The 22,738-nt window shown below is 63.2% G+C and carries 15 protein-coding genes and 1 pseudogene; 8 read left to right on the top strand and 8 right to left on the bottom strand.

Annotation, left to right across the window (positions count from 1 at the left end):
* Nucleotides 1–18: 18 nt before the first annotated feature.
* On the bottom strand, nt 19–1,497 hold the full coding sequence (locus JAO74_RS16385) for a PAS domain-containing protein (protein ID WP_199040646.1): 1,479 nt from the start codon (nt 1,495–1,497) through the stop codon (nt 19–21).
* A 293-nt stretch (nt 1,498–1,790) separates the two neighbouring features.
* Here JAO74_RS16385 and JAO74_RS16380 point away from each other — a divergent pair, with 293 nt between their 5' ends.
* A complete protein-coding gene (locus JAO74_RS16380) occupies nt 1,791–2,525 on the top strand; it encodes a Crp/Fnr family transcriptional regulator (protein ID WP_199040643.1) in 735 nt (244 codons plus the stop codon).
* 69 nt (nt 2,526–2,594) lie between these two features.
* Here the strand turns inward: JAO74_RS16380 and JAO74_RS16375 are convergent, their stop codons facing one another.
* Entirely contained in the window at nt 2,595–4,037 is a 1,443-nt protein-coding gene (locus JAO74_RS16375) for a DUF389 domain-containing protein (protein ID WP_199040640.1), read from the bottom strand.
* A 35-nt stretch (nt 4,038–4,072) separates the two neighbouring features.
* A complete protein-coding gene (locus JAO74_RS16370) occupies nt 4,073–5,413 on the bottom strand; it encodes a chloride channel protein (protein ID WP_199040638.1) in 1,341 nt (446 codons plus the stop codon).
* Nucleotides 5,414–5,787: 374 nt separating this feature from the next.
* Between JAO74_RS16370 and JAO74_RS16365 the strand changes: the two genes are divergently transcribed.
* The 3 genes from JAO74_RS16365 to JAO74_RS16355 all read left to right on the top strand — a co-directional run bounded on the left by JAO74_RS16365 (nt 5,788) and on the right by JAO74_RS16355 (nt 13,545).
* Nucleotides 5,788–8,700 (top strand): TonB-dependent receptor domain-containing protein, encoded by a 2,913-nt coding sequence (locus JAO74_RS16365; RefSeq protein ID WP_199040637.1) that lies wholly within the window; start codon nt 5,788–5,790, stop codon nt 8,698–8,700.
* 952 nt (nt 8,701–9,652) lie between these two features.
* A complete protein-coding gene (locus JAO74_RS16360; protein WP_199040634.1) occupies nt 9,653–11,545 on the top strand; it encodes a putative bifunctional diguanylate cyclase/phosphodiesterase in 1,893 nt (630 codons plus the stop codon).
* Nucleotides 11,546–12,360: 815 nt separating this feature from the next.
* Nucleotides 12,361–13,545, top strand: a complete 1,185-nt coding sequence (locus tag JAO74_RS16355) for a methyl-accepting chemotaxis protein (RefSeq protein WP_332908834.1) — start codon at nt 12,361–12,363, stop codon at nt 13,543–13,545.
* A 23-nt stretch (nt 13,546–13,568) separates the two neighbouring features.
* Here JAO74_RS16355 and JAO74_RS16350 read toward each other — a convergent pair whose 3' ends face one another.
* Nucleotides 13,569–13,817, bottom strand: a complete 249-nt coding sequence (locus JAO74_RS16350) for a hypothetical protein (RefSeq protein ID WP_199040628.1) — start codon at nt 13,815–13,817, stop codon at nt 13,569–13,571.
* Nucleotides 13,818–14,188: 371 nt separating this feature from the next.
* Between JAO74_RS16350 and JAO74_RS16345 the strand changes: the two genes are divergently transcribed.
* Nucleotides 14,189–15,241: a GGDEF domain-containing protein gene (locus JAO74_RS16345; RefSeq protein ID WP_199040625.1), complete on the top strand. Its 1,053-nt coding sequence runs from the start codon at nt 14,189–14,191 to the stop codon at nt 15,239–15,241.
* A gap of 417 nt (nt 15,242–15,658) precedes the next feature.
* On the opposite strand, the gene JAO74_RS16340 is transcribed toward JAO74_RS16345, so the two are convergent.
* From JAO74_RS16340 to JAO74_RS16325, 4 genes are read right to left on the bottom strand one after another with little or no spacing between them, the layout of a single operon-like run.
* Nucleotides 15,659–16,111 (bottom strand): MaoC family dehydratase, encoded by a 453-nt coding sequence (locus JAO74_RS16340; protein WP_199040622.1) that lies wholly within the window; start codon nt 16,109–16,111, stop codon nt 15,659–15,661.
* On the bottom strand, nt 16,111–17,964 hold the full coding sequence (locus JAO74_RS16335; protein ID WP_199040769.1) for an acetyl/propionyl/methylcrotonyl-CoA carboxylase subunit alpha: 1,854 nt from the start codon (nt 17,962–17,964) through the stop codon (nt 16,111–16,113). The genes JAO74_RS16340 and JAO74_RS16335 overlap by 1 nt, the downstream gene beginning before the upstream one ends.
* A 5-nt stretch (nt 17,965–17,969) precedes the next feature.
* Entirely contained in the window at nt 17,970–19,565 is a 1,596-nt protein-coding gene (locus JAO74_RS16330) for a carboxyl transferase domain-containing protein (protein ID WP_199040619.1), read from the bottom strand.
* A 6-nt stretch (nt 19,566–19,571) separates the two neighbouring features.
* Nucleotides 19,572–20,741 carry an isovaleryl-CoA dehydrogenase gene (locus JAO74_RS16325; RefSeq protein ID WP_199040616.1) on the bottom strand — a complete coding sequence of 390 codons (1,170 nt, stop codon included), beginning with the start codon at nt 20,739–20,741 and terminating at the stop codon, nt 19,572–19,574.
* 92 nt (nt 20,742–20,833) lie between these two features.
* Here JAO74_RS16325 and JAO74_RS16320 point away from each other — a divergent pair, with 92 nt between their 5' ends.
* The 3 genes and pseudogenes from JAO74_RS16320 to JAO74_RS16310 all read left to right on the top strand — a co-directional run bounded on the left by JAO74_RS16320 (nt 20,834) and on the right by JAO74_RS16310 (nt 22,566).
* The gene (locus JAO74_RS16320; protein ID WP_199040613.1) at nt 20,834–21,724 is read left to right on the top strand and encodes a LysR family transcriptional regulator; all 891 of its coding nucleotides are present in this window, start codon (nt 20,834–20,836) and stop codon (nt 21,722–21,724) included.
* A gap of 34 nt (nt 21,725–21,758) precedes the next feature.
* Nucleotides 21,759–22,070 (top strand): annotated as a pseudogene (locus tag JAO74_RS16315) (IS3 family transposase); the annotation flags it as partial.
* Nucleotides 22,071–22,131: 61 nt separating this feature from the next.
* Nucleotides 22,132–22,566, top strand: coding sequence for a hypothetical protein (locus JAO74_RS16310; protein ID WP_233151107.1), 435 nt, complete (start codon nt 22,132–22,134; stop codon nt 22,564–22,566).
* Nucleotides 22,567–22,738: the final 172 nt, after the last annotated feature.

Genomic DNA, 22,738 nt, shown 5'->3' with positions numbered 1-22,738 from the left:
TCGGTCGCGGGGCAGGTTTCACCCCGCGTCGCTGTCCTCCGGCTCCGGCAACGGTGCGACGGCGGTGAAGACCACGCCGGTCGGGCGATACTCGATATGCGCGGTTCCCCCGATCTCGCTCGCGAGCACCCGTTGGATCAGCTTCGACCCAAAGCCGGTCCGGGTCGGCGTGGTGACCGCCGGTCCGCCCGTCTCCTCCCACGAGATATGCAACCGGACCGGCTCGACGCCGTCCTCGATCCGCCAGCACACCGCGACATGCCCCTGGGGTGTGGAGAGAGCCCCGTATTTTGCGGCATTGGTGCCCAGTTCGTGCAGGGCCAGCGACAGCCCCACGGCGATCCGGGGCGGAATGTGGACATCGGGGCCCTCTGCCCTGATCCGATCGCCATCGTCGGTGCGAAACGGCGCCAGCGAACGGTCCACCAGCGTGGCCATGGCCGCCCGTTCCCAACGATCATTGACCAGAAGGTCGTTCGCCGCGTCCATCGCCTGGATACGCCCCGCCAGCGTGTCGGCCGCGCTTTCCAGCGAGGTGGCATTGCGCAGCGTCTGCCCGACGATCGCCTGCAGCGTCGCCAGCATGTTCTTGACCCGGTGGTTCAGCTCGTGCGCCAGCATCGACCGATGCTCCTCGGCCCGCTTTCGCCCGGTGATGTTCTGCGAAACGCCGACGAGCAGCAACGGCGAGCCATCGGCACGACGGAACACCTGTCCACGGACCGCCAGCCACCGCTCCTCGCCGGTCGGGGTGTGGATGCGGTACTCGACGTCATAGTCGCCGGTTTCCTCCAGCGCGATCCGCAGCGCCTCGTCACGATGCGCCCGATCGTCCGGGTGCACCGCGGACTTGATGTCGCTGTAGAGAAACGGCTCGGCCAGCGACCGCCCCCAATTCTCCTTGCATCCATCGGTGACCGTCATGCGCTCGGTCGCCAGATCGATGCTCCACGATCCCAACTGCGCGGCTTCGAGCGCAAAGCGGAGGCGGCTTTCCGCCTGGACCAGATCGCTGGTCCGCTGGCCGATCTCGGCCTCGAGATCGTCGCGATCACGCTGCAGGTTCACCAGACGTTCGCGTTCCATCGTCACGTCGAACTGGGACGCGAAGAAATAGGTCACATGCCCTTCTTCATCGAAGACCGGCGACACCAGCACCCGGTTCCAGAACGTGGTGCCGTCCTTGCGATAATTGAGTAGTTCGAGTTCGATCGATCGACGCCGGGTGATGGCATCACGCAACCTTGCCACGTCTTCCCGATCCGTGTCCGGCCCTTGCAGAAACCGGCAGTTGCGGCCCAGGATTTCGTTCTCGGCGAACCCGGTCAGTTTCGAGAAGGCACCGTTGACGAAGACGATCGGGTTATCGTCCTGATTGGGATCGGTGATGACCATCGGCATCCGCGTCGCCCGAACGGCCGCGGAAAAGGGGTCGGTCCCCCGATCCTTGCGCACCAGTTCGTGTTCGATGCGGGACTGTTCCTGCTCGTTAATCAACGGACGGCTCCGCTGATCCCGGCGACGATGCCGGAAATCCCGTTGAAATCAGAAACAGGGGCTGGCCGGACGCGTTGCCGATAAACCGGCCGCAACGATCATGTGTTGGTGAACGCAATGGTACGATCCAGGACTATGCCAGGCGCTCGCGCTACCCGCCGGATACGCATCCCGCGGCTGTGTCGACCGCCTGGAAGGCTGAGTTATGTTCACCAGTAACGCAGGAACAAAGCGGCGTCAGTCCATTTGTGCACATACGTCAGGAAATGTGCCCCTCGTCGTCAGGAGTTATAATGTTAGGGCCTTCCCCCGATGACCTGTCGGGCAATATCCTGCTCGGGACACTGAACGAGGCCGACCGCCGGCGATTGGCGCCGCATATGATGGTCCTCGATCTCAAGGCACACGACGTTCTGCAATCCGCCGGCGAGGAGGTCATCCATACGTGGTTCCCGTGCGGATCGGCGATGGCGGCGTTCTGCATCAGCACCAACGACGGCTCCAGCACGGTGGAGGTAGCGCTGGTCGGGTGCGAGGGTGCCATCGGCGGGATCGTCTCCAACGGCCACCTGCCCGCCTATTCCACGGCGCAGGTCCGGTATGGCGGTCGCTTCCTGCGGGTGAAGACCTCGGCGCTGGAACAGGCGAAGCTCGATTCCCTGACGCTGCGCCACTGGTTCTCGCGATATTCGGACTGCCTGCTGGCCCAGGTGTTCCAGACGGCCGCCTGCAATGCCACCCACTCGATCTCGCAGCGAACGGCCAAATGGCTGCTGGCCGCCGTCAGCCGGACGCAGTCTACCGAATTCGCGATGACCCATGAACAACTGGCGCAAGTGCTGGGCGTGGGACGGACCTTCGTCACGCGCGTCATCAGCCGGCTGCGGGCGGAAGGCACCATCGCCACGCGCCGGGGCGTGTTCATCGTCAAGGACGAACAGGTCCTGCGAGACGCATCATGCGGCTGCACCGCGATGATCGAAAACCATTACGACACGGTGATGTACGGCATATACCCGATCGAATAGCGCAAGCCCGTGTGACGGAATGTCGGGTGACAGGGCAGATCAACCCAGATGTCCGCTGACGCGGGTCGATCACGGCGTGCTGGAACCGGCAGCTTCGGGCGGCATCCATCCGAGGCGGAGGCGACCGCCGGCGCGACCGGTAGCGGCCTGACCGCCCCGCGCCGACAGACCTTCGGCAACAGCGCTCCTTTGGCGAAGCGTGCCACCGTTCACCGCCAGCGAGCGACCGAGCCTTGCGGATACCCACGCCGCCTCGTCGAGCGCCGCATCATCGATCACCCCCGACCTGATCGTGATGTCCGGCAGCGCGACATCGCCCGGCGGGCTGAAAATCACATTCCAGTCCGCAACAGCCGCGTCCGCGCGCCGCTCCAGATCGCGATAACCGGCGATCGCCAATCCCGGCAGCGGCGCCGCCATGGCACGGATCGTCCGCCCCGATTGATCGACGGCGACCGACGCGGATGAAACACCCGCGATCAACGCGACATCCGCGACCGCCCGATCGCGCGCGCGGATCGCCATCAACGCCTCGCCACCGCCCGCGCGTGCGATCTGCGCCGCCTCGACCGCCCCGGTCTCCGGCGAAATCCGCACCTGATCGATATGGACGTCAACCGCGCGCGCCAGCCGCTGGCGTAGATCAGCGGCCAGTTTCCGATCCGCATCGGGTTCGATGCTCGGCGTCAGCATCACTGCTCGGACCCGGACCGGATCGACACCATGGTCGATCTCGACCTGACTGAGCCGCGCACCCGCAGGAAAGTCGGCGCCCAGCGCGTCGCGGACCTGCCGCTGGGCGACCGCCTCGAACGCGATCCTGCGCAGCCCGGCCCCGAGCGGGATCGACAGCACGCCGATCGCGACCGCGAACAGCACGAGCTGCCAGCCGGTATGATGCGGCGACAGATGGCTGCCGAACCCATAACAGCGCGCAACCAGCGCCGCGGTCAGCGCGATGGTGATCGCGTTGGTCAGGAACAACAGCAACGCGCCCGAGAAGACGACCCAGTTCCACGTCGCAATGCCAAAGCCCACGACGACCAGCGGCGGCATCAGCGCGATCGCGATGGCGACCCCCACCACCGTACCGCCCCGGCCCCGGATCAGCGCATAGCCACCGGCGATGGCCGACAGCAACGCCACGAGCAGATCGAACAGGGTCGGCTGCGTCCGCCCGGCGATCTCGCTGGTGATCGTCTGGACCGGTGACAGCCGGATCAGCACGACCGACAGGGTCACCGCGATTACCGCGCCAAGGATCAGCGCGGTCGCCGCCCGGCGTATCTCATGGAAATCCAGTGTCGCGATGCCGAAACCCAGACCGATGATCGGCATCATCAACGGCGACAGCAGCATGGCGCCGATCAGGACCGCGACCGATGGCATCAACAGGCCGAGTAGCGAAATGGCGGCAGAGATCACGATCAGGAAGGCGTAACGACCCGACCATCCGGATTCCTCGGCGATCTGCCGCACGACGCCGTCATGATCGACGCCCTCCGTCGCCATCGCGAACCACGTGCGCGGCAACGCGGCGATCTTCGTCAGTGCTGGTGGGATGGGGGTGTCTCCTTCATGGCGAACGTCCTGGACAAGCCGTGATACAGTTTCTCGCGGCACACCCATTGGCTCGCGGCATCGGCGATGAACGCGGTCGCGAACATCGGCAGCATCAGACCGCGGCTGGCGGTCGTCTCCGACAGAATGATGACCGCCGTCAGCGGCGCCCGCACCACGCCCGCGAAATACGCGACCATGCCGAGGATGACGACCGCGCTGGCCGGCTCGCCCGGAAACACCTCGCGCAACAGGTTGCCGACGCCGGCCCCGACCGCGAGCGACGGGGCGAAGATGCCACCCGGCAACCCGGCGATCGCCGTCGCCGCGGTCGCGACCAGCTTGGCAGGACCGAACCACAGCGGCGCATCGACACCGACGATCATCGCGCGGGCGGAGGAGTAGCCGGTCCCCCAGGTGAGCCCGGTGAAGACACCGAGCAACGCGACGACGCCGCCGCAGATACCGGCAAACTTGATCGGATTGGCCCGCGCCCAGCACGTCAGGCGATTACCCCCGAGCGCCATGGCCAGCGCGATTCTGGAAAACAGGCCCCCTGCCATACCGCCGACCACGCCGGCGACCGGCGCCACGAGAAGCGCCGACAACAGCGGCATGTGCGCCCCGATCGCGCCGAAGTAGATGTAATCGCCCTGCACCGACTGCGCGACCATCCCGGCGATGACGATCGCGGCGAGCACCAGCAGCGTCACCCGCTGCTCATAGGCGGATGCCAGCTCCTCGATCGCGAACAACAGCCCCGCCAGCGGCGTATTGAAGGCCGCCGCCACGCCCGCCGCACCGCCGGCGATCACCACCCCTCCCCGCAACGGTACGCGGACCAGCCGGTGCGTGAAGCCCATCACGGCCGCCGCCAGTTGAACCGTCGGCCCCTCGCGCCCGACAGACGCACCGCCCAGCACCGCCCCGATCGTCAGCACCGCCTTTGCCGCCACGGTCCGGATCGAGATCAGCGTCCCGGTCGCCTCGTTCGGACTCGCCTGGGCGGCGATCACCTGCGGGATGCCGGACCCGCGCGCCAACGGGGCATAGCGCCGCGTCATCCAGACGAGCGCCATGAAGGTCGGCGGTGTGGTGACCAGCGGCAACCAGTGCCAGCTCCGGGCATAGCGATCGAAAACGGCGCCTGCCCAATCGGCGGCTTCGGCGAACAGCGTGGCGACGATCCCGACCAGAATGGCCCCGGCAAGGATGGCGGCCCGCGTACGAAACTGCACCGAGCGCGGACCACGGGCGCGCAACAAGGCCCGATACCGGGAAGGCGTCCAGCGCTTTGCCGGCATGAGGCGCTTGTATATGCCAGCCATACGCCTCTCTACGAAACCCGGGAGGCCACGTCACCCCGATGAGCCATGCAACATGTTTTCGGGCTACCCCGAGGCTGCTGGTGCGGTGTCGGAACATTATCTTCGCTGCGCTTACGGATCACGCGCGGCTGGCATTCACGCTAGCTGCCAGCCCTCTGAACGCACGAAATCCCATCTCCGCCGAGAGCGGGCTTTCGGGGTGGTGTTGCTCAGGGGCAGGCTTTGACCCAGCCGCCTTACCGACAAATCATGTTGCACCATGGTTACAGTGGTTGAAATTTCGTTACCATATCTTGGCATAACCCGGACTTTCTATTGCAGTATTGCTGCCTTTCCGAACATCTGATCAGACCAATTCAGGGGGGCCTATGATGATGAACCGAACCTTTCTGCGCTCTGGCGTATGCTTCGCAGCCTTGCTGCTCAGCTCCGCCACCGCGTACGCCCAGGCCGTCGATGTCGGCCCTGCGGTTGCAGCCAACGCGTCGACCGACCAGGCAGCGGATACGGCTGAGCCCGACGACATCATCGTCACCGGCTCGCGCATTCGTCAAAGCCCCCTGGAGCAACGTTCGCCCGTCGTCTCGCTCGATTCCGCCGCTCTGGCGCAAACCGGTCTCACCTCGGTGGCGGACATCCTGCAGCGTTTGCCCAGTGCGGCCGGCGGTTTGAATACCAAGGCCAACAATTCGGGTAATATCGGCAACCCGCAGGATGGCGGCGGTGTCGGCGCCGGCTCGGCCGAAATCGACCTGCGCTATCTCCTGGCGAAACGCACGCTCGTGCTCGTCGACGGACTTCGCTACGTCAACGGCGCCTCGGCCAGCGGTATCCCCGGCACGGTCGATCTGAATTCCATCCCCAACAGTTCGATCGAGCGGATCGAGGTGCTGCAATCCGGCCAGTCGCCGCTTTACGGTTCGGACGCCATCGCCGGCGTCGTCAACATCATCACGAAGAGCAGCCAGCAAGGACTGCGCATGTCCGGTCAGTTCGGCACGTTCCGCGCCGGTGACGGACATTCCTATAACGGCGACATCAGCTACGGCGTGAAGGGCCCGTCCACGTCGATGGTCATCGGCGCCAGTTATGTGAAGGAAGGAAGCGTTCGCACGCGGGATCGCGAGATTTCACAATTTCCGAATCCGGGGCAAACGTCTTGCACCGATCCGCGCGGTGGTTGTTCGGGCGCAGCGCTCGGCGGTCGGATCGTCTTCAATGCGGGCAATGCCATCCGCCCCCAGGGTGGGACCATCACCGTCCGCCAGAACGGACTGACCACGCGCGGTGTCTATGATCCCACGCTGGTCGGTGGCGATTTTCGCGCCTTCACGGCCGCGGACCGCTTCAACTTCGCGCCGTTCAACTATTTTCTGACGCCGTCCGAACGCTATGGCGTGTTCGGCAGCTTCAAGCAGGAACTCGGCTCGGATATCAACCTGCGCCTCAAGGCCGTTTACAATCGCCGGAACTCCCAGAACCAGGCCGCCTTCCTGCCGCTGAACGTCGGTCCCGATGCAGGCACGGGCACGCTCACCGACCGGATTTCGATCGATGCGACCAACCCGTTCAATCCCTTCGGTGTCACGCTGTCAGCCGGCGGGGCCGGCCAGCCGCCCGCGAATTACGCCCTGATCGGCCGCCGCCTCGTCGAGGCGGGTCAGCGCACCTACGATCAGCAGGTCGATACGATGACCTTGAGCGCCACGCTGGACGGCAAATTCCAGATCGGCAACAAGCGGTTCTATTGGGACGTGAACGCCATCCAGGGCCTGAACGACGCCAAGCAGGTATTCACCGGCAACATCAACACGCAGCGCCTGGCCCAGGCGCTCGGCCCGCTTGCCCAATGCACGGGCGAATGCGTGCCGTTCAACATTTTTGGCGGTGCGGGTTCGATCACGCCGCAGATGCTCGCGTTTGTCGGCTTCACCGAGCGCGCTAAAAGCAATCAGGAGTTGCGGGACTATACCGCCAACCTGAGCGGCGAATTGTTCGACCTGCCCGGCGGCCCGGTCGGAATCGCCGTCGGTTACGAGCATCGCTATCAGAAGGGATCATTCACGCCGGATCCCCTGATCCAGGCGGGCTTCGGCGCCGACATTCCCGCGCAGGCCGCGCGTGGTGCCTTCAACTCGGACGAAGTTTACGGAGAAATCCGCATTCCGTTGCTGAAGGACGTACCGTTCTTCAGTTCGCTGGAGGCATCGGGCGCGGTTCGCCATGTCAATTATTCGACGAGCGGCAGCAATACCACCTTCACCGCCACGGGACTGTGGAAACCGGTCCCTGACCTGCTGTTGCGCGGTTCCTTCGCGGAGGGCTTCCGGGCCCCCAGCATCGGCGAGCTGTTCGGCGCACAGTCGCGGTCCGACATCGGCGTGCCCGATCCGTGCAGCAACATCGCCGGCTCCCGTTATCAGGCATCGGCAACGGTGCGCGCGAACTGCACGGCGAACGGCGTACCCGCCAACGGCAGCTATCAGGAGCCGATCGGCCAGCTCGGCGTGACCACGGGCGGCAACCGCGCGCTGGCGCCGGAAACCTCCAAGACATGGCTGTTCGGCGGCGTCATCAGCCCGGCCTTCGTCCGCGAAAGCGGCTTCGCCAGCCAGTTCGCGCTGGAAGCGAATTACTACGACATCAAGGTGTCCGGCGCGATCGCCTCGACCAACCCGCAGGTGACGCTGGCACGCTGCGCCGAGGCAGGCGATGCGCTCAGCTGCACGAACGTGGTACGCAGCAGCAGCGGCCGGATTTCCAGCATCATCGGCCTGTTGCAGAATATCGGGCAGATCCGCACCCGCGGCATCGATCTGACACTCAACTATCGGTCGCCACAGACCGGCGCGGGCATTTTCGGTCTGTCGCTGAACGGCAACCACCTGATGAAGTATACCGAAACGACGCCGACCTCGACCGGGTTCAGTGCGATCAGCTATCGCGGCACCACCCGTGGTTCGCCGGATCAATCCTATCCCAAGTTCAAGGGGACCGGCGTCGTCAGCTGGAGCCTCGCCGATTTCGAGGCGTCGTTCACGGGCCGTTACATCAACCACGTCACGGAGAACACGGGCAATCGTCTGGGCAATACGTTCTATGGTGACGTGCAACTGATCTTCGCGCCCGGCTTTCTGGACAGAAAGGTCGATTTCACGATCGGCGTGCGCAACGTGTTCGATCAGGACCCACCTGCCTGCACCACCTGCACCGGGCCGAACTATGATCCGACGACCTACGATGTCCCGGGTCAGTTCGGCTACCTGCGCGTCTCATACCGGATGTAACGGAACCAGTTCGCCACCTTGTCGGAATGCGACAAGGTGGCGATCGCGGCGCGATGAGGGATAAGTATCAAACGTTCCTGGAACCATGGAACGGCATCGTCATTTGCCGTGATGTGAGCGGACCGCCGTCCGCTCGCCCGCGACGGGTGTTACCGTCATTCTCGCGGCCCCGGTCCCCTCCACCACCGTCAGCGCCGCATAAGGGGGGGTGCCGTCGGAGGCGACCGACGCCAGCGTGAAGCGCCATGCGGCGGCAGTCGCGGATCGTCGCTTTGGTCAGTGCCACCCGCCATGCGCAGGTCGTTCCTCCGTATCGACCATAGAACGGAGCGGATGTCGTTCTCGATCGTCGGCGCCGGTAAAGAATGATCGGTTCGCCCCTGTTTCCCTGATCGGACCCGCCTCCGCCTTGTCGCGGAAGCCACCGCTGTAGAACTGGATGACATGGGCAGTTCGTGCGTCGTACGGGTTTCGTAGTCGCAGGCATCGCTGCCTGGCCGCTGGCGACTTGGGCGCATCAGGACGCGTCCCCGTGATACAGACACGCAGGTCCTTATCGGTACCCACTGGCCATTTTGCCGGAGGTCGCATCTCACATTCAGGATGTGAAATACGTTTGCCGCACAAACACCTTGCTCCTGTGTCGACAGGGTCCGCAACCCGTCCAGCGAAACGTCGGACCAAATGAAAAACTTGTTATACTATGGGATGCTACCGGTAACCTTAGGTATAATTTATATCACCGATTAATTGCGAATTTACTGCAACAGTGACAACGTCTCTGAAAGCCGATTTAAAATCGTCAAAATATTAAATCTAAATTACATTCGATATGCAAGAGGCTGGCATAAAGTTATTTTATGTTGTCGCTTTATGAAGCGGAAACCAGCTAATTACTGTCGGGATAATTTGTCGAGATGTCCATGACCAGCAGGGCGTTAGGAAGGGAGGCATGATCTATTTCAGGGAGCAGGCCAGGCTCGACGCCCTGTATCGTTTGGATCTGCTGGATACCCCGGCAAGCGAGAGTTTCGATCGCATCACACGCCTGGCCAGCCAAATCTTCGGACTGCCAGCAGCGGCAATCTCGCTGACCGATCGCGACCGGCAATGGTTCAAGTCACGGGTCGGCATCGATCGCTGCAGCATTCCCAGGGACAGCGCACCTTGTTCCGAGGTTGTCGAAACCATGCAGCCGTTGGTGATCGAGGGTTTTCTTGCCAGCCCTTGCTACGCCGATAGCCCGCTAGGCCAGGCCGCCACTCGTTTTTATGCCGGTGTGCCCCTGATCACCAGTGACGGTTACGGGCTGGGCACGCTATGTGTGCTGGGGACCGAGCCAAGGCAGGTGCTGCCATCGGAGATGTCCGCATTGATCGATCTGGCTGCCATGGTCATGGCACAGATCGAGTTGCAGCACGCGTTTGGCCGCATTGATCCTGTCAGCGGCATGCCGACGAGAAGCCAGTTCCGCGACGATCTCGCTGATATGGCGAGGGACTATCCTGGCGAGCGACGGTTGGCGGTCATGATCGACCTCGCCCGGGACGATCAGATCAGCAAGATCGCCCGCGCAATAGGAGCGGCGCGGATCGACGATCTCATCATCGAAGCCTCCAGATCACTGGGCGCCGCACTGGGCCCAGACCGCACAGCGTATCACGTTGGCCCTACCCAATTTGCCTTTTTATCACCCCCCAACGTCGACGAAGCGACTTATCTGCAACTGCTCCAGTCCGCTTTCATATCGCTGCAGGCAGCATCTTCGGTCCGTTTCGTCACCAGTATCGCGATTGGCATCCGGCCGTTCGTCCTCGGTCAGATAGCCACCGATGACGTCCTGCGCGGTGCCGCCAGCGCCGCACAGGACGCCAGAAGAGCAGATGGTTCGATCGCCGTGTATTCCCCTTCGAGCGACACTGCGCATCAGCGTCAATACGGCTTGATGAGGGATTTCGGTGTCGCGCTTGAGGAGGGCAGTCAGTTAAGGCTGGTTTACCAGCCCCGCATCGATCTGCTGACCGGATTTTGCATCGGCGCCGAGGCGTTGTTGCGCTGGCGACATCCACGCCTCGGTGACATATCGCCCGCCGAATTCATCCCGATCATAGAGCAAACATCTCTCGCACGGCCAACCACGCAGTGGGTACTGGATGCCGCGATGGATCAGCTCGTCGACTGGCGACATGCCGGGATCAACATCACCGTTGCCGTCAATATCTCTGCCGCCAATCTCGGCGAGGCCGATCTGATCGAGCGCATCGAGACGGGACTTCTGGAAAGAAAGCTACTGCCGAGCCAACTGGAAATCGAAATAACGGAAAGCGCGATCATGGATCATCCATATCACGCGCTGTCGATACTGCGTGATATGGCGGCGGCAGGCATCTGTGTTGCCATTGATGACTTTGGCACGGGCCATAGCAGTCTGGCCTATCTTCAGCGCCTGCCGGCGCATGTCGTAAAGATCGACCAGACGTTCGTTCGCAATCTCACCGAAGTAACAGGTCCCGACTTTGTACTTCTCGAAACAATGATCGGCCTCGCGCAGAAATTGGGATATCGCTGCGTTGCCGAGGGTGTTGAAACCAGTGAGGCCGCAGCCATTCTGGCACAGATCGGCTGTGAGGAAGCCCAGGGGTTTCTGTTTGCGAAACCAATCGAGGTTGATCGATTCGCACGGTGGATATCGAAGCATCGGGCACGGGGGGAATCGAAGAGCTTCACGATGCCTTCGTCCTTCCGGGTGAATAAAAGTAAAGAAACAGCGAAGCACAATCGGTTTGCCCGATCCGCTGGCGCAGCGCGGCCCCTTCACGTGAGTGTGGGTAGTATCGCCTCCTGAACACAAGACCGGAAGGCGTCGTATAAACTTGCCGTCGACCTTGCTGCTTCCGCTCTGGCGACGTCCAACCACGCGCAGACGGCGGCCGAGACCGACAGCAAATATCTTCAAACGAGCGGCTTCGTTGGCGATCGCACGCTATTGCGGTGATGGACCACGAGCCATCAAATAAGAGAACGGCGGAACGATGTTCCTCCGTCGGCTCCGCGCAGACTATCGAGATTATTTCTACATCAATAAGACAAAATCGAGTATTTCGGTAGGTAGCTTTCACATATTTGTTGATTGCTTTATCAAGATACTCCGGATTGCCGTACAGCGCGAAGTGCGATCCGCCCTTCATGACGCCAGACCTTCATGTCTGTAACATACCCTGTAGTATAGGCCATCACCGTCATTGTTTGACCGACCAAACTCTGCTCCCATGATTCCAGGCAAATCAGGACAATGGAAAAATACAGGTCGCATCGAACCAGATCGTGATGGATGCCGCTATAGACAGGAATGATCCTCTATCCGGCTGAAGATATGTATCCTGAAATCACCGATGCCTGCATATCTGAAACCTTCTTTCGGAAAGCTATGTCATGAAGTGGTTCAGGGAAGCAGCACCGATCCGTCATAAAATGAGTATTGTCGTAATAAGCATGGCCGGGATGGTCATGCTCTCGGCTCTGGGCGCTTCGGTAGCGACCGCCGCTGGCTATCCATTGATCGGCTTTGCTACCGGTCTTTTGCTGACCCTGGTCACGGCTGCGGCGGGTTTATGGATCCGGGAGGCGATCTGTGGTCCATATGTGTCGACGGTCGTCCGCATGGAAGCGCTCGCTGCGGGCGACCTGGATACGCCCTTCGAATTTACACATTTCAAGGACTGCGTCGGTCGGATGACCAAGGCGATGTTCACGTTCCGCGAGACGGCGATCACCACGCAGAAACAGTCCGCCGCGCAACAGCAACTCGTGTCCGTCCTGACCGTGCATCTCGACAAGTTGCGCAACTGCGACCTGACCGCGCCGATCACGGCGGACTTTCCGCCCGAATATGCCGCGGTGAAGACCAATTTCAACGAAGCGATCGATGCGCTGCGCGACCTGATCGGCGCGGTGTCGGAGAGTGCGACGACGATCCGGACGGGATCGGGCGAGATCGCGCAGGCGTCGGAGGATCTGGCGCGGCGGACGGAGAGCAATGCGGCCAGTCTGGAGGAGACGGCGGCATCGGTGACGCAGATGGACGGTCGGTTGCGGGCATCGGCGGGTGCGGCGGCGCGGACGGTGGAGCGCGCGGATCAGGCGATCGCGACGGTCGGCGGCGGCCGGGCGGTGGCGGACGAGGCGGTGCAGGCGATGGGCCGGGTGTCGGAAAGCGCCAAGGGCATCGACTCGGTCATCGAGGGTCTCGACAAGATCGCGTTCCAGACCCGCGTGCTGGCGATGAACGCGGCGGTGGAAGCGGGCCGGGCGGGTGACGCCGGTCGCGGCTTTGCGGTGGTCGCCGATCTGGTGTCGGCGCTGGCGATGCGCGCCGAGGAGGAAGCCAAACGAGCGCGCGACCAGCTGACGGTGACGCAGACCGATATCGTGACCGCGGTGGAGGCGGTGACGAAGGTCGATGGCGCCTTGGCCAACATCTCGGGCGATGTCGCACAGGTGCACGAGCTCTTGGCGACGATGGCGGCGGACAATCAGGCGCAGTCGGCGGCGATCACGCAGATCTCGGCGGCGATCGGGACGATGGACCAGTCGACGCAGCAGAACGCGGCGATGGTCGAGGAGACCTCGGCGGCGGCGCGCAATCTCGCCAGCGAAGTGGGCAACCTCGCCGATCAGGCGGGGCGGTTCAAGATGATCGGTGGCAGGAGCCACCGCGCGACGCCGGCCATGCGCAAGCCCGATTATGCCAGTCCGTCATCCTACATCTCGCCGATCACGCCTTTGCCTGCCGGTATCGTTCCCGCCCTGACCGGGGCCGACGGCGCCACCTGGAATTCGTTCTGAAACCAGCGCTTACCTTTCCACGATCATGAATGGCGCACCGGCTGCATCGAGACAGCCCGGATTGATGCAGACGGCGTGACGAATTTCATGAGAATGGCATGCATCTCTTCCGGTCGGTGACGGACTGTCATCGGCGTTTGATAGCCTAGCCGAAGCGTTACGCGGCGGACGCGATAGTGAGAGCGCGTCGTCGAATCCTTTTCATCTGAAATGGAGATGGCGATCGCCGTACGCCACGATCCGGATGCGACCCAACGGCTCTGATCCATCATCGAACACGAAACTCCCGGTATCGGGGAAAGGATACCGGGCCATGATTGCCCGAAGACTGCGCAGACAGACCTGCATGTCCGGTACGCCAGACATATACCTAAGTGGCCTGCTGCCGCTGTTTCCGACAATTTAGAGGTTCACCCGTGAGAAGAAGCAATTCCTCGACGATCTTTCGCGGCACACCTGATTGCTCGATGTCGGGTTCTTCGAGCCGGCATGCCGGATGCCGGAAGGTATCGTCGATCAAGGTGCGCGGGTAGCGTGACGACTCATCATCATGACAGATAACCGCGATCTTCGATCCGGATGTAAGGGACGGCTACGGGAAATACTGGGGAGGCTGGTCCTGTCCATGTTCGGACGGACCGACATGAAGGCGGCGGAGGCTGCGCACGATCCCGACAGTGCACCGCCGCGGTGGAACCTGCGGAAGTTGTACGACGATATCGGCCTGTTTCTCTTCTCCCATCGCCTCGACCTTACGCCGCTGAATTTCGGTTGCGCCCACGATTATGTGGCTGGCAGCGACCGACGTATCGTCGACGAAGTCAATCGTGCCATTCGGGAGCGACGGCTGTCGAACGGTTGGATCGAGCAGTATCTCGCCGGGCAGGACAGCCATGTCGTCATGCCCGATGCGTTGCACGACGCGACCGCGCAACTTGCGGAGGAACTGGACAGGTGCCTCGATCAGCTCGGACGATCCACCGAACGGCAGAAGAGGTATGGAACGGCGCTGGACAAAACCGTCCGCACCGCCTCACCGGACGTTCTGTTTACACAACTGCGCGACCTGACGAGGCAGATGGTCGAGCAGAACAAGCTGGCGGAAATCGAAATGCGCCTGAGCCACAGGCGGGTCAGCGAGCTGCGGATCACCCTGCGATCGGCACGGCAGGCTTCCAAGCAAGATTACCTGACGGGATTGCAGAACCGGCGCGGTTTCGAGCGGATCGTCGAGACATGGCAAGGTTCGCAAGGCGGTGTCGGGGGCGTACTGGCGATATGCGACATCGACCATTTCAAGCTGGTCAACGACCGGTTCGGGCACGATACGGGCGACCGGGTGCTGAGGTATGTCGCGGATGCGCTACACGCCTTGGCCGAGATGAAGCACGAGGTTGCCAGACTCAGGGGTGAGGAATTTGTGATCCTCATGCCGGATCGGACGCTCGATCAGGCAGCCCGCGAAGTGAACCTGATCCGGGAGTCGCTCGGTGCGCGATGCCTGATAGACAGGGAGACGAAACTCCCGATCGGACCCGTCACCTTTTCCGCCGGCCTGACCGCGCTTGCCAAGACGGATGCCCTGGCTCCTGCGTTGCGTCGTGCAGATGCAGCGCTCTATGCCGCAAAACGGGCCGGTCGCAATTGTATCCACGCCGCGGTCGACAGGGGACAGGTCATCCCGATGCCGGGGTAAAGGCCATGCAGGGGCTTTCGCAACGATGGGATTGCGGATCGGCGTTGGCGCCGATCCCGTCCCAGCCGTTTCATGACGAGGTCGTCGGACAAGCCGCCACCTCTTCATCTTGGGCGCACCGAGCACCAGCCGCTGGACATGGACGCCCGGCAAATGGATCGCGCCGGATCAAACCGAAGCGCCCGTTGCCCTCTCGACGCACCGATCGCGGCTGGCAGATACCCGGCGCCGCAGGTCCGTCCTGCGAGGCGAACATCCGTTTTCGCGTATGTCACCGAGCTGAAAGACCCTTGCGAGCGTCTCAGTCACGATCGGCGACATGGAGCGGCGATGGACGCATCCGCCAGCCGCCCGGCGAACAGGCGAACGCTGACGGCATCTTCGGCCTTCGGCAGCCCGACGGTATCGAGCGTAGCCTCATGCACCCGATTTTTTCAGAAGTGCGGTCCTGAGGCACCGGCAGACGATCTCGTCGCGCTGGTTCAGCATTCGATGGGCGAAGGTGACGATGCCGGCTTCCGGCCGCGACCTGCTATCCTTCAGCCCGTTCACCTCCGTCTCGGCGCGTAGCGTGTCGCCGAGAAATACAGGCTTGGGCATGACCAGTTCGTCGTAGCCCAGATTGGCGACCAGGGTGCCCAGCGTCGTGTCGCCGACCGACAGGCCGATCATCAGCGCGAACGTGAAAGTGCCATTGACGAGGATCCGGCCGAACTCGCTGGCCTTCGCTGCCTCCGCATCGAGATGCAACGGCTGCGGATTGTGCGTCATTGTCGTGAACAGAAGATTGTCCGTCTCCGTCACCGTGCGCCGGATATCGTGGACGATGCGGTCGCCGACCTTCCAGTCGTCATAAAACCGTCCCGCCATCAACCTTCTCCCTTGTCGATACGCACCAGCAGCGTGCCCTCGGGAACCTGGGCGCCCTCGACGGCCCGCAGTTCGGCGACGACGCCATCGAAGGGCGCCATCAGCGCCTGCTCCATTTTCATGGCCTCCAGCACCAGCATCCGCTCGCCCCTGACGACCGTTTGTCCGGCTTCGACGAGGACGGCGATGACGCGCCCCGGCATCGGTGACAGCACCGCGCCGTCCCCCTCACCCGCCCCACCGATGTGATCGGCGCGACGAACACCAAATGGCCACGCCTCTCCATCGAGAAAGAGGACACCATCGGCCGTGGCGGCGCCCGGTACGATCCCGGGACTGACCAGATATGGCTTGCCGGCGACTTCCACCTCCACCGTCGGGGAGGAAACGGCATTGCCCCGGAATCCGCGCAGGCTGCTCCACGGATCGGCCGTCACGGGCGGCAGGATCGCCGCCGCTGCCGCAGCAAGGACTGCGGGCGACGGTTCCGCCGGCGGGATCAGCCCTTCCGTATGTCGTTCGATGAATCCCGTATCGACCCGGCCGGCGACAAAATCGGGGTGAGCGGCCGCGCGGGCGAGAAACGCGGCGTTGGTCCGGACGGGCCAAACCTGTGTGCCGCGTGCTGCGTCGGCAAGGCTGGCCGCAGCTTCACGCCGGGTGCCACCGTGGACGATCAGCTTGGCGATCATCGGATCGTAATAGGGTGTGACCGCGCCTCCCTCCTCGACGCCGCTGTCGATCCGAACGCCCGCCGGGAAGCGCAGCCGATCGAGCGGGCCGGTGGATGGGAGGAATCCCGTGCCCGGATTCTCGGCGTACAGGCGTGCTTCCATGGCCCAACCGGTGATGGAAAGCTCGTCCTGACGCCTGGGCAGCGGCTCGCCGGACGCGACCCGCAGCTGCCACTCTACCAGGTCCTGTCCCGTGATCGCCTCGGTTACAGGGTGCTCGACCTGAAGGCGGGTGTTCATCTCCATGAACCACACACGGTCGGCGCGCAGGCCTTCGGACCCGTCGGCGATGAATTCGATCGTCCCCGCGCCGACATAGTCGACCGCTTTGGCAGCACGCACCGCCGCGTCGCACACCGCGGCACGCGTCGCATCGTCCATGCCGGGCGCCGGGGCCTCCTCGATCACCTTTTGATGGCGGCGCTGCAGCGAACAGTCGCGCTCGAACAGATGCACGACATTGCCGTGCGTATCGCCGAAGACCTGTACCTCGATATGGCGAGGGCTGAGGATGTACTTCTCGATCAGCACCTGCGTGTTGCCGAACGAGGCAGCAGCCTCGCGCTTGCAGCTTTCGAGCAGCTCAGCAAAGTCGCCGGCTGCATCGACCTTGCGCATGCCTTTTCCACCGCCGCCCGCCACGGCTTTGATGAGGACGGGATAGCCGATCGCATCCGCCTCCGCCTGCAAGCGTCGGGGCGACTGGTCCGCACCGAGATAACCGGGGGTGACCGGCACGCCCGCGGCGATCATCCGCTCCTTGGCGGCGTCTTTCAGACCCATCGCCAGGATACTGGCGGGCGGCGCACCGACCCAGACAAGCCCCGCGGCGATCACCGCTTGCGCGAATTCGGCATTCTCCGACAGGAAGCCGTAGCCGGGATGGATTGCCTCCGCACCGGTTTCGCGCGCGGCGGCGAGGAGGCGATCCTGACGCAGATAGCTGTCGGCCGCTGGCGCGGTGCCGATGCAGACGGCTTCGTCGGCCTCCCGTACGAAGGGCATGTCGGCGTCGACGTCGGAATGGACCGCGATCGTCCGGATGCCGAGACGCCGCGCCGTACGGATGATGCGCCGGGCGATTTCGCCGCGATTGGCGATAAGGAGGCTCTGGATCATGGCCGTCACATCCGGAACAGGCCAAACTGCGCACGCTCGGGAATCGGCGCGTTCAGCGTGGCGGAAAAGGCAAGGCCCAGCACGTCGCGGGTCTGCGCGGGATCGATGACGCCATCGTCCCACATGCGGGCCGTGGCGTAGTAGGGATTGCCCTCGTCCTCGTATTTCTGCCGGATCGGCGCCTTGAACCGGTCCGCCTCTTCGGGCGTCCAGGTCTCGGCGTCGCGGTGAACCGTCGCCAGCACGCTCGCCGCCTGCTCCCCGCCCATCACCGAGATACGGGCGTTTGGCCAGGTGAACAGGAAACGTGGGGAGTAGGCGCGTCCGCACATGCCGTAATTGCCGGCACCGAAGCTTCCGCCGATCAGCACGGTGATCTTCGGGACCGAGGCGGTCGCGACCGCGGTCACCAGCTTGGCGCCGTTCTTCGCGATTCCCTCCGCTTCGTATTTCCCGCCGACCATGAAACCCGAGATATTCTGGAGGAACAGGAGCGGCACCCGGCGCTGGCACGCCAGTTCGATGAAGTGCGCGCCCTTCAATGCGGCTTCCGAGAACAGGACACCGTTATTGGCGAGGATCGCGACCGGCATGCCCCAGATATGCGCAAAGCCACAGACCAGCGTCGTGCCGTAAAGCGCCTTGAACTCATGAAATTCGGACCCGTCGACGATCCGGGCGATTACCTCGTGCACGTCGTAGGGCGCACGCACGTCCTGCGGCACGATACCGTAAAGCTCCTGCGGATCGAACCGTGGCGGACGCGGCGTCGCGATCTCGATATCGACCGCCTTTGGCCGATTGAATGTCGCGACGATGTCCCGGACGATCAGCAGCGCATGTTCGTCGTTCTCGGCGACATGGTCGACGACGCCCGACTTGCGACCATGCGTCTCGGCACCGCCCAGCTCCTCGGCCGAAATGACCTCTCCCGTCGCCGCCTTCACGAGCGGGGGGCCCGCGAGGAAGATGGTGCCCTGGTTGCGCACGATCACGCTCTCGTCCGACATGGCCGGCACATAGGCGCCGCCTGCGGTGCAACTGCCCATCACGCATGCGATCTGCGGGATGCCCTGCGCCGACATCTGCGCCTGATTGAAGAAGATGCGGCCGAAATGCTCGCGATCGGGAAACACCTCGGCCTGATGCGGCAGATTGGCACCGCCGCTGTCGACCAGATAGATGCACGGCAACCGGTTTTGCTGCGCGATCTCCTGCGCGCGCAGATGTTTCTTCACCGTCATCGGGTAATAGGCGCCGCCCTTCACCGTCGGGTCGTTGGCGACGATCATGCACTCGCGTCCCCGGACGCGGCCGATGCCGGCGATCATTCCGGCGCCCGGAGCGCCGTCGTCATACATGCCGTTCGCGGCCAGCGCCCCGACCTCCAAGAAGGGGGACGCCGGATCGAGCAGGCGCTCGACGCGGTCGCGGGGCAGCAATTTGCCGCGGGCGACATGGCGCGCGCGGTGCTGCTCCGAACCGCCCAAGGCGGTCCGGGCGGTCACCTCGTGCAGCGTCTCGACCAGCGCCCGATTGTGGGCGGCGTTCGCCGTGAACGCCTCGGATCCGGTGTCGGTCGTCGATCGGAGCGTGGTCATGACGGCCTACTGCGCCCGGGGTGCGTCATGGGCGATCAACTCGCGGCCGATCAACATACGGCGCACCTCGTTGGTGCCCGCGCCGATGTCGAGCAGCTTGGCGTCGCGCCAGTAGCGCTCGACCGGCCAGTCCTTCGTATAGCCCGCGCCGCCCAGCGCCTGGATCGCCTCGCCGGCGACCTTTACCGCGTTCTCGGAAGCGAGCAGGATACAGGCCGCCGCATCGAAGCGCGTCGTCTGCCCGGCATCGCAGGCCTTCGCCACGGCGTAGACATAGGCACGCGAAGAATTGAGTGCGACGTACATGTCCGCGACCTTCGCCTGCATCAGCTGGAAGTCGCCGATCGGGCGGCCGAACTGCTTGCGTTCGCGAACATAGGGCAGGACGACATCAAGGCACGCCTGCATGATGCCGAGTTGCAGGCCCGACAGCACGACCCGCTCGTAATCGAGGCCCGACATCAGCACCTTCACACCACCGTTCAGCGGCCCCATGACCTGTTCGTCGGCGACGAAGCAGTCATCGAAAACCAGCTCCGCGGTGGGCGACCCGCGCATGCCGACCTTGTCGATCTTCTGCCCGATCGAAAAGCCGGACATGCCCTTTTCGATCAGGAAGGCCGTGATGCCCTTCGACCCGCCATCGGGGATCGTCTTGGCATAAACCACCAGCGTGTCAGCGTAGGTGGCGTTGGTGATCCAGAACTTGGTGCCGTTCAGACGATAGCCGCCATCGACCTTGTCCGCGCGCAGCTTCATGGAGACGACGTCCGATCCCGCCCCTGCCTCCGACATCGCCAGGCTGCCGACGTGCTCGCCCGAGATCAGCCCGGGAAGATACCTGGCCTTTTGCTCGGGATTGGCCCAACGCCGGATCTGGTTCACGCACAGGTTAGAATGCGCGCCGTAGCTCAGGCCGACGGACGCGGAGGAGCGGCTGATCTCCTCGACGGCGATCAGATGCTCCAGATAGCCGAGGCCGAGGCCACCGTCGGCCTCATCCACGGTGATCCCGTGGAGGCCGAGCGCTCCCATCTCCGGCCACAACTCGCGCGGGAAGCTGTCTTCTGCATCGACGCGCCCGGCGATCGGCTCGATCCGGTCCAGCGCGAAACGCCGCGTGGAATCGCGGATCGTATCTGCCATCTCGCCGAGACCAAAGTTCAGGTCCGCCATAACTCTCTCCGATTATCGTTGCCGACGACCTTAGATCGTCACCCGATCGTGTCAAAATTGAAAGAAGCGGATGAACGGCATAGAGATCGTCTATGATCGATCGCTATCATCTCCGCTATTTTCTGGCCGTGGTGGATACCGGCAATTTTTCGAGGGCCGCGACCGCCTGCAACGTATCGCAGCCCACCCTGTCCGTGGGCATCGCGAAGCTGGAAAAGTCGCTCGGCAAGATCCTGTTCAACCGGACGAACCGCCGGGTCGCGTTGACCGACGCCGGCAGCCGGCTCGTGTCGCATGCCAGGATGATCGAAACGGGGTTTGCCACGGCCGAGCGCGAGGTTGTCGGTTCCGTGTCGCTCACGACGTTTCGCCTGGGGGTATTGGCAACGATCCCGCGTCGCTGGATCGAAGCGTTCCTCGCGGTCCACCGATCCTTTCCCGATGGCGATCGCATCGAGATCGTCGAAGGAAAGGACCGGGATCTGCGCAGCAGGCTCGCGAGGGGCCGCATCGATGTCGCGCTGACCAGTCTTCGTGACGGGGACGCCGTCGATGGGGGACAGCATCTCCTGACCGAGGGATATTCGCTGGCGCTCGACGTATCTCACCCGCTCGCGGCGCGGGACATCGTACGCATCGAAGAACTCGCGAACGATCCCATGATCGTGCGTCGGCACTGCGAATTGCTGCCCGAGACGAGCCGTTTCTTCACGGCGCACGGCATCCGGCCTTTTTTTCCGGCCCGTACGACGAGCGACGACAAGGCGCTCAGTTACGTACGCGCGGGACTTGGCGTCACGGTAATGCCGGACGGCTTCCAGGATACGGGTATCGCCCGGGTCCGGTTGGAAGGCTTCGACTTCACCCGCACCATCGGCCTCGTCTACGCCCCGCACGTGGACGGCCACGCGCTGTCGCAAGGCCGCACGGTGGCCTCCCTCGTCGAGACGCTCGGCTCGTCTCACGATCGCCGATGGGGCTGACCGGACCGTAACGGCTCAGGCCGCGCTTATCTGTCCGGATGCCCTGCTGCACCACTCGGATCAGGGCAGCCAATACACGAGCGAGAAGTTCCAGCGGCTGATGACGGACAATGGTGTGACCTGCTCGATGAGCCGGTCGGGCAACGTCTGGGACAATGCGGCGATGGAGAGCTTTTTCTCCTCGCTAAACACCGAGCGGATCGGGCGCAAAACCTACCGCACGCGCAATCACGCGAAGGCAGACCTGTTCGATTACATCGAGCGCTTCTACGATCCAACGCGACGACACTCGACCCTGGGCTATCTCAGCCCCATGGACTTCGAACGGCAGGCGCAGGTAGCTTAACCTCGTGTCCACGAAACCGGCGGCAGCTCAGAACTCTTGCCTTGGAATTGGAGCAACGCAGTTGCCGCACCCCGTCCTTGAAAAGATCGATCGCGCGAAACCCTATTTCACCCGTAAGCTCATCAGGCGCCGCCCGGACGGTGATCAGGAATGCGAACTCCAGATCTGGCTGCCTGTACAGTTGGACAACGGTGGTTGGGTATCCGCCGTTCACATCACCGACGTGACTCTGCCACATATCTCCGCAATGCCGGGAGAAGATCCGCTAGGCGCACTCTTGAGCGCCGTGGCTTTCGCGCGAAACGTGGTTGATCACGAAGATGGAGCCTTCCTGTTCGGCGACATGCAATGGGAAGGCGCTGGCCTACCAATCTCTCTCAACCTCGGGTTCCGGCCAGAAAAACTCGCCGATTTAGAAGCACAGGCTGTGGCACTGGCCGACAATGCTGCGCAGCTGACATACGGACACTTGATGCCCGCTCCATCTAGTCGCTGACGATCAACGTCCTACGCCGGACGCGCATACCTAAACCGGGGTTAAGCCGCGAACACGAAAAACCCGCTAACTCGTTCGAGTTGCGGGTTTGAATATTGGTTGCGGGGACAGGATTTGAACCTGTGACCTTCAGGTTATGAGCCTGACGAGCTACCGGGCTGCTCCACCCCGC

This window comes from Sphingomonas mollis, from assembly GCF_016427505.1.
Classification (GTDB): domain Bacteria; phylum Pseudomonadota; class Alphaproteobacteria; order Sphingomonadales; family Sphingomonadaceae; genus Sphingomonas; species Sphingomonas mollis.
Note: the sequence above shows the minus strand (reverse complement) of the source record. Positions and strands in the feature narration are given on the sequence as shown.